At 28.0% G+C, this 4,924-nt stretch carries 6 protein-coding genes; 5 read left to right on the top strand and 1 reads right to left on the bottom strand.

What is annotated here, in order from left to right; all coding sequences use genetic code 11:
• Positions 1-200: 200 nt before the first annotated feature.
• Both M890_RS0113850 and M890_RS16785 read left to right on the top strand, forming a co-directional pair.
• The gene (locus tag M890_RS0113850) at positions 201-713 is read left to right on the top strand and encodes a hypothetical protein (RefSeq protein WP_028284091.1); all 513 of its coding nucleotides are present in this window, start codon (positions 201-203) and stop codon (positions 711-713) included.
• A gap of 30 nt (positions 714-743) precedes the next feature.
• Positions 744-896, top strand: coding sequence for a hypothetical protein (locus M890_RS16785; protein WP_157243300.1), 153 nt, complete (start codon positions 744-746; stop codon positions 894-896).
• Here M890_RS16785 and M890_RS16990 read toward each other — a convergent pair whose 3' ends face one another.
• Positions 897-1,019, bottom strand: a complete 123-nt coding sequence (locus M890_RS16990; RefSeq protein WP_262496335.1) for a hypothetical protein — start codon at positions 1,017-1,019, stop codon at positions 897-899.
• 284 nt (positions 1,020-1,303) lie between these two features.
• On the opposite strand from M890_RS16990, the gene M890_RS0113835 reads away from it, so the two are divergent.
• The 3 genes from M890_RS0113835 (at position 1,304) to M890_RS0113825 (ending at position 4,651) form a co-directional block, all read left to right on the top strand.
• Positions 1,304-1,915, top strand: a complete 612-nt coding sequence (locus M890_RS0113835) for a hypothetical protein (RefSeq protein ID WP_028284090.1) — start codon at positions 1,304-1,306, stop codon at positions 1,913-1,915.
• Positions 1,916-2,389: 474 nt separating this feature from the next.
• Positions 2,390-3,148 (top strand): response regulator transcription factor, encoded by a 759-nt coding sequence (locus M890_RS0113830; RefSeq protein WP_028284089.1) that lies wholly within the window; start codon positions 2,390-2,392, stop codon positions 3,146-3,148.
• A gap of 102 nt (positions 3,149-3,250) precedes the next feature.
• Entirely contained in the window at positions 3,251-4,651 is a 1,401-nt protein-coding gene (locus M890_RS0113825; protein ID WP_028284088.1) for a S41 family peptidase, read from the top strand.
• Positions 4,652-4,924: the final 273 nt, after the last annotated feature.

Here is a 4,924-nt window from a genome sequence, read left to right as displayed (position 1 = left end):
AAAAACTGTAGGCAACACAGCATATAAAAAATTGTTTACTTTAGTGCTTAAGTTATGGAAGTTGTTTATTTACTTACTGCTGAAATTCCTTCGGAATTTCATTGCTCGTAAACACAACTTTCCATATGCAACACGTTGTGTTTAATAGTGTGCTACTAAAGTGAGTAAGTGGATGAATAGATAAAGGGAATAGATAACTAATGGAGCAAGAAATATTTGAACTACTTTTAGAAATTAGAAAAAATGGTAGCATTAAAGATTTGCCATCTACTAGAATTAACGTAGAACAAAGAAAATTAGACACAGAAAAAGAGAGAAGATTTAATGTGTTAATAAAACACGGACTTATAAGTAATAACGGGAATAGTGTTTTTATAATAACAGAGTACGGTTATGATGTTTCTGAACATAAAAGTTGGAAGGATTACTTAGAGCATCGTAGTAATGTAAATAAAGATAAAACGAACAAAGAGAAATATGATTTAAAAATATCAAAATTTCAAGCAAAATTCCCAAGACTACCATATTACTTATCATCTTTAGGGTTAATTTTATCTGTATTAGCAATACTAAATTCTTTCTATTGGAACTCTAAGAATGTTGAAGAAAAAGAATTACAAAAAACAAAATCACCAACATTACATAAAAAACAAGATACCACTTTATCCAAGTATCAAAAGGAATATTCTGATACCATTTATACCAAGAAATAATTTTTTTAAACATAATAAATACTATACAAAATGGAACAACATCAATTTGAAGAACTAAGAGATTTACTAGAGTCTATTGACTCAAAATTAACAGACGTAGTAAGTAACACTTCGCCTGCTTGGAACGCGCATGATATTTGTGAAAGACTAGATAGCTTAATATCAATAATGGAATCTAAATAGCTAATAAGTAGATTTAGATTCGACTGAAGTCATAACTTCTTGAATGGTTTTTCTTATTTCTTTATAATTCATTCCTTTAAGAAGTTTTAATATTTCTTCTGATTTACTAACTGTATCTGCCATAATTAAAAACTAAACACAACACTATGTATAATTAATAAGGGTAGTATTGCTTTATTTAAGTTATTTTTTTTCTTTGCTAATTAAAGCTTTTAAGTATAGTTAGTTTACACTAATCCCTTACTAACCATACTTTTAAACGTTGTGCAACATTAAAAAAAAGCAAAGCGGTCAAAATGGACTGACCATCCAAAACTTAATTAAATATAAAATAAAGATATTATGAGTATCGAAAAAGAAATTTTAACATAGAAAATAAACAAAAAGAATCCTAAAAACAATTAGAAATGAATTTATTACAAAAATTAAGAAAACCTTATTTATCAATTTTATTAGCTGCTTTAGTTATAACTCCAACTTTGACATCTTGTTCTATTGATAATGATGAGTCAAAGATTGAAAATCAAACTGTTGATATGTCGAAGCATTTAATCGATTTTGATGAATTAAAAGTTATGGCTGAAAACGTAAAAAGCATCTATTTAAATAATAAATTAAGTAGAGTTTCAGAAGACGTTACTGAACAACAAATCAAAATAGCTTTAAAGCCATTAACGGATAATGGTATGGAAATTAGAAATGAATTAATTAATACAATTGATTTTACAGACGAAGAACTAAATGAAGTTTCTAATTTAGACGACAAACAATTAGCAGAACTTTCTTTAGCATTTAATTCAATACAAGGAAAAGCAGATTGGTCAACTCAAGATGTTGTAAACTGTTTAGGTGTAGCATTAGGTTTAAATGAAATTTGGGGCTTAATTGATAACACAGCCCAATTAGCTACTGTTCAAGGTACTAAAAAACTTTTAAAATTATTAGCAAAAAGATACTTAGGTTGGATAGGTGTAGCGATAGCTGCTTATACTTTTGGTGATTGTATGGATGCTTGGTAAATAGATTAAAATATGAACACAATTGTAAGGAAATGGATAATTACTTCAAATATAATTAATGTCATTGGTTTTGTTTTATTCTATTTATCAAAACACAATGATTTAACTAATATTTTTTATTTATCATTATTAATATTTATAATAAATCTAATATTAACTTTGTATTATCTAATAAAAACAATAAAACAAAAAACAAATATTGACGAGTATAGAAAAGTCTTGAATAAATTCTACATAAGAATTTTCTTTATTTTATTCTTTATAGTATTTGGTATTTTGATTATAACAAATACCTTCAAGTAACAACGTTGCACAACACCGTATATAAAAAATAGCAGTTAAGTACCAAACCTTTTGGTTTGGTACTTTCTGTTATCTTTGTTTTTAACCGAAAAATGGCACACACAAATCTGCTACTTTTCATACACAAAACCGTTGTAGCTAATTAGGAAAGTGAATTCAATAAAAAATATAATGCCTGACAAAAACGATTTTTTTTCATTCCAAAATTCCGTGGAAAATATTTCTCACCAAGAGTATTTACAAACTTCATATTACCTTGAATCAATAAAGGTTTTTGCAAGATTAAGTAACAATAGCGTTTATATAATAGATTATAAAGAAAAAGGGTTTGAATATGTTTCAGATAATCCATTACTATTATGTGGCCATTCTGCTAGAGAAGTTCAACAAATGGGATACGCCTTTTATATTAAATATGTTATAAAAAAAGACCTTGACTTACTGCTAAAAATAAATCAAATAGGTTTTGATTTTTATGAAAAAATCCCTTTAAAGGAGAGAAAAGATTACACTATATCATATGATTTTCATTTGAAGAATCAAGAAGGTAAAAAAATCTTGGTCAATCAAAAATTGACCCCTTTATTTCTGACTGATGAAGGGAAAATATGGAAAGCACTTTGTCTTGTTTCCCTTTCTTCATCAAATTACGCTGGAAATATAAAAATCTATAAAAAAGGAAATCAAAAGTTTTTGGAATACAATGAAGAAAAATGTCTTTGGCATTCTGCCCAAACTATAAAATTATCTAATAGAGAAAAAGAGATTCTTCACTTATCTATTAGGGGTTTTACAATAAATGAAATTGCTCAAGAAATTTTATTATCTAACAACACCGTGAAATTTCATAGAAAACAATTGTTTGAAAAATTAAAAGTATCAAATATTACAGAAGCAGTTTCTCTTGCAAAAAGTAATTATCTCATCTAATTGTTATTTATAGTTTTGTTAACAAACAACTACCCTTTTGGGTAGTGAACCTTAAGTTAATTAAGCTTTATTTTGCCTTAATTATTTTTAATAAACAACTAAATGAAAAAAAAAATTCTATTATTAATAAGTATTCTTCTTAGCGTAGGGTTAGTTGCTCAAACAGAATTACCAAATACAATTTCAAAGTCAGAAAAAGTTTACGGTTTATCTAAATTCTGGAAAGAAGCAAACTACAATTTTGTTTACTTGAATAAAATTGATAAAGAAAAATGGGAATCGGATTATATAAGTTTAATTCAAGAAGTGCAAGAGACAAAAAATGATTATGAATATTATCGTTTACTTCAAAAGTTTTGTGCCACATTAAAAGACGGTCATACCAATGTATGGATGCCGAAAAGTTTAAGAGATAATCTACTTAATGGTGAATTCGGTAATTACCGGTTTTTCCTAAAAAATATTGATGGAAAAGCAATTATTACAAGAACAAACTTGAGTAAAAAAAAGGAAATCCCTATTGGAACAGAAATCATTGAAGTAAACGGAATGCCAACAAAAGAATACATAAATCAATATGTAAAACCATACATTTCAACTTCTACAAACCATATACGGGAAAACTTTTCCGTTTCAGAATTATTAAAATCCCCAAAAGGAACAACGTATCACTTAAAATTTAGAAAACCGAATAGCAACGAGTTTTCACTTAAACTTACGTCAAAAAAAAATTCTGAAAAAGAAGTATATCCTGCCTTTGAAAAAAGTGAATTAATGGATTTCAAATGGTTAAAAGGTAAAATTGCATATGTTAGTTTAAATGATTTCAACAATCCTAAAATTGACTCTCTTTTCGTAGCTAAATTACCGGAAATAAAGAAAGGAAAAAAGTTGATTATAGATTTAAGGAAAAATATGGGTGGTAACTCACAGATTGGAATCGAAATACTAAAATATTTAACAAACGATAATGAACTACAAGGGTCTGCCTCTTTTAGTCGACTACACATTCCAACATATAAAGCTTGGGGAGAAAATTTTAACCTTAAAGCCGAAGATACCTTACAAGGGTCTGAAGAAAACAGAAAGTTTCTCAGTCAAGCTTTTTTAACAAAAAAAGATAGTTACTTCTACAAATTCCCTTATTACACTACAGAAAATAATATAAAAAAAACTGAACGTTTTGTTGTTCCTACGGTATTGTTAATCGGAAATTATACTGCCTCTGCAGCAGAAGATTTTCTGATTGTCGCTGACAATCAAAAACATATGACAAAAATTGGAGAACCAACTTATGGAAGTACTGGACAACCGTTGTTATTTGCTTTGCCTGGAGGAGCTACTGGAAGAGTTTGCACAAAGAAAGACACGTATCCTGATGGTCGAGAATTTGTTGGCTATGGAGTGCTCCCAGATATCGAAGTAAAAAAATCATTGAATGATTATTTGGAAAATAAAGATTGTGCATTGGAAAAAGCAATAGAATATTTAAATAAGAAATAACTAGCTACAACACCGTATATAATTTATTGCTAGTTCTAGCCTGCTTACGAAAATCCTCGCGGATTTTCTATTCGGTTTATATTTGCTAAATTAGGTGCTTAAAACACGCAACAAACCATATACAACAACGTTGCCTACAATTGCAACGCTCTAATCAAAACGTATAAAACCGAAAATAAAAACCACTGATTTTAAGCTAACTTTATTAGTCTTTAGCTAACATAAATTACACAGTTAACTAAATTCAGAATTTTAGCCAGATAATGTAAAAAA

The organism is Olleya marilimosa CAM030, from assembly GCF_000518485.1.
In the GTDB taxonomy this organism is placed as follows: Bacteria; Bacteroidota; Bacteroidia; order Flavobacteriales; family Flavobacteriaceae; genus Olleya; species Olleya marilimosa.
The sequence above is the reverse complement of the archived record's forward strand: the minus strand, read 5'-3'. Positions and strand labels throughout refer to the sequence as shown.

Coding starts and splice junctions, on each gene's coding strand:
- M890_RS0113850 (WP_028284091.1), top strand. CDS start 201: ATGGAGCAAGAAATATTTGAACTACTTTTAGAAATTAGAAAAAATGGT.
- M890_RS16785 (WP_157243300.1), top strand. CDS start 744: ATGGAACAACATCAATTTGAAGAACTAAGAGATTTACTAGAGTCTATT.
- M890_RS16990 (WP_262496335.1), bottom strand. CDS start 1,019: ATGGCAGATACAGTTAGTAAATCAGAAGAAATATTAAAACTTCTTAAA.
- M890_RS0113835 (WP_028284090.1), top strand. CDS start 1,304: ATGAATTTATTACAAAAATTAAGAAAACCTTATTTATCAATTTTATTA.
- M890_RS0113830 (WP_028284089.1), top strand. CDS start 2,390: ATGCCTGACAAAAACGATTTTTTTTCATTCCAAAATTCCGTGGAAAAT.
- M890_RS0113825 (WP_028284088.1), top strand. CDS start 3,251: ATGAAAAAAAAAATTCTATTATTAATAAGTATTCTTCTTAGCGTAGGG.